The sequence below is a fragment of the Pseudodonghicola xiamenensis DSM 18339 genome, assembly GCF_000429365.1.
Taxonomy (GTDB): domain Bacteria; phylum Pseudomonadota; class Alphaproteobacteria; order Rhodobacterales; family Rhodobacteraceae; genus Pseudodonghicola; species Pseudodonghicola xiamenensis.
The window spans coordinates 1-2,726 of the sequence record NZ_AUBS01000078.1 but is presented as its reverse complement, the minus strand read 5'-3'; the positions used below and the strand labels follow the sequence as shown (position 1 = coordinate 2,726).

1 protein-coding gene is annotated in these 2,726 nt (G+C 49.5%); it reads left to right on the top strand.

The annotated features are described in order from the left end of the window. Positions 1 to 612: 612 nt before the first annotated feature. Entirely contained in the window at positions 613 to 1,998 is a 1,386-nt protein-coding gene (locus G455_RS0122040) for a hypothetical protein (protein ID WP_154664466.1), read from the top strand. The last annotated feature ends 728 nt before the right edge of the window (positions 1,999 to 2,726 follow it).

Below are 2,726 nucleotides of genomic sequence, written 5' to 3'. Positions count from 1 at the left end.
GCGCTCTTGCCTGACAGCTTCTCTTCAAAGACCTTATCGACCTGCCCGAGGTCCTGACGGTCCAAGTTCTGACCCACACTGCTAACGCGACGATAACCCACAACAGCCATAGTAACCTCCAAGGTGGTAACTTTTGAATCTAGACTAATGTGATTCTAGTATCATTAGCAAGAAAAATGATCCTATTGTTACCACCAATCCGGTAACAAGCACCAGTAACGCTAGGCTCTACTCAAAAGGTATCCGGGAGAGGCGAAGGCAGGCAGGGAACCGGCGTCTTGTTCCAGCTTGTGGCACGGTCCAGCGCGTGGCCTTCAAGGACTGACAGAACTGCCCTCAACCAGCACAACTAATTCAATAACTAGAATGTATTTGACTTTCTCTGCACCCCATACTAATTATCGAGAACGCGCTCGATAGCATCAGGAGAGACCTGAGTTTAGCTCCAGCGCAATAGGCTATAAGCCACCCGGAACCCGCCCCGAAAGGATCGCGGGATTTTCTGTGTCAAATGCTTGGGCGCGTGAGCGGCCATGCTTCCCTACATCATTGATTGAATAGCCCTGAGGCCCAGCCTCTCTGAAGGGCCAATACCTATTGGAGAAACCGAATTTGAAAGACGAAACCAAAACACCCAAGATCAAAGAGTCAAAGTTCTACGGCGAACTATGCAAAGCTGACATAGTAGTTCCGAAGGCCTTCAAGCCGAAGGACGAATACACAAATGGATATGTAGATGGCCTTCTTGAGGAACTTGGCTTCAGGCTCAAAGAGATGCGCAAGACAAGCCGAGACAAGCACCACTACATCATCTCTGATTTCCTCATTGGTTGCAGGTGGGCGCAAACAAAGAATGGCCTGATCTCATGGGTAGGTAGGAGCGAGTTCTACTCAGGCGGGGCCTATGGTGCCGACACCATGCGAAAGGTGAAGGACGCTCTCGAAAGTAAGGGCCTGATCTGGATGGTGCAGAAATCCTCAAGATTTGATAAGTTGGCACGGGTTTATAGCTATGACTCGGAGCTGGCCCCAGACTGGCTTGAGTTCACACATCATGGCCTCGGTGAATGCGTTGAAGTCCGAAGTGCCAAGGACACATGGGACACTGGCAAGACTGAGACTGGCGGAAAGAGGATTCCCCGCAAGAAGTTCTTGGGGCAGATTGAACCTCTGGAAGCCCAGATGAAAACGATTAACAACTGCCTACTCAAAAACCCCTTACAGTTCTGGGACGGACGTGAGTTTGCTTGGTCTAGGAGGATTTTCAACAATGGCCGCTTGGATCATGGCGGCAGGATTTATGGGCCTTGGCAAACTGCACCTGAAGAGGAAAGGCTTGCATCCACGATCAACGGTTTCGATGTTTGTGAGATAGACTTAAAGGCTAGTTATCCATCTATCATCAATGCTGCCCTAGATTATGGATATGATCTTGGACCGGACCCGTACAGCACTATCCGTTTCATCCAATCAAACAAGGAGTTGAGAAAACTAGCAAAAGACTTGGTTTCGGCCCATATTTGCAGCAAGAGCGGGCTATCCAGATTTCCCAAGGGCATCAGAAAAAAGCACAGCCTGAAGCGAACAGACAAGCTTTCAGACTACATGAACGACATATTCGATGCCCTGCCTTTCCTTAGAGGCGTACACTCTCGTGGTATTAATTGGATGTACATTGAATCCGAGTTGATAGTTGCAACACTAGAGAGCTTGGCCCTGAAAGGCATCCCAGCCTACCCGGTTCATGATTCAATCATCTGCAAGAAGAAAGACCAAGACATTGCTGTTACCACCCTCAGGGAGAAGATGATCGAGAGCTTTGGAGAATATATCCACCTCGATGTGTCATACTACAATGAAGATAATAACATCATTCAAGAAGTTCTTGAGAATCCAACACCACCCAAGACCTCTACCAGCCCAAGATTCAAGTTTTCAAAGTATGATTGGGGTGTCGAGGATGAAGACCTTTTAGAGGATATAGACCTAATAGAATGAATATATATTAAGAAGGATTACATTAACTTGAGTTTATCTCTGTAGTAGTTGTTGTAGTTGTATAGGGAAGGAAAACTCCCCCTACCCCCAAATCGGAGCAATCCCACAACTCGCAGGGGCTGACACCTATTACCGCCCCAAAACAACTGTAGCCTAGGCTGTCATATCCGACTCCAGACTTCAAACAAAAAAATGAGAGGGGGCTGAAATATACTCCCTCTCGTGAACCCCTCCCCAGCCCTAAAATAGCGCCGTTGAGCAGCATTCAGCATTCCACAGGGAGGGGTCAAGCGAACAGCCGCGCCCCTCACAAGACCCTCACAGAGCCGCTCAGGCACCTTTCCAGTCAATTACTACCCGCCCTAGCGCCTCCCTCTGGCGTTCTAGATTGTAGCCATGCCCATAACCTGCACCAACCCCAAGATTGGAAGTCCACCCCCCTATCTGATCTACAAGCTCAGGCGCACAGCCAGCATTCCTGAGCCGGTCCCTGAGAGTGTGCCGGAAACAGTGACAGGTAAGATCGCCGTAAAGGCTTCGGATGTACTTGTTGAGCGTGTTGCTTGCGTGTGTCGCCACCACTCCTGAGGGCTTCACCCATCTTGGAAAGATGAACTCTTCATCCTGACGGGCGAGAAACGCGCGAAAGTTGGTGATGCCCCGAGGGGCGGCATATCATGGCGGTGTCTAAGCGCCGTCAATTCTCAACCGAGAAAGGGATATGCCAC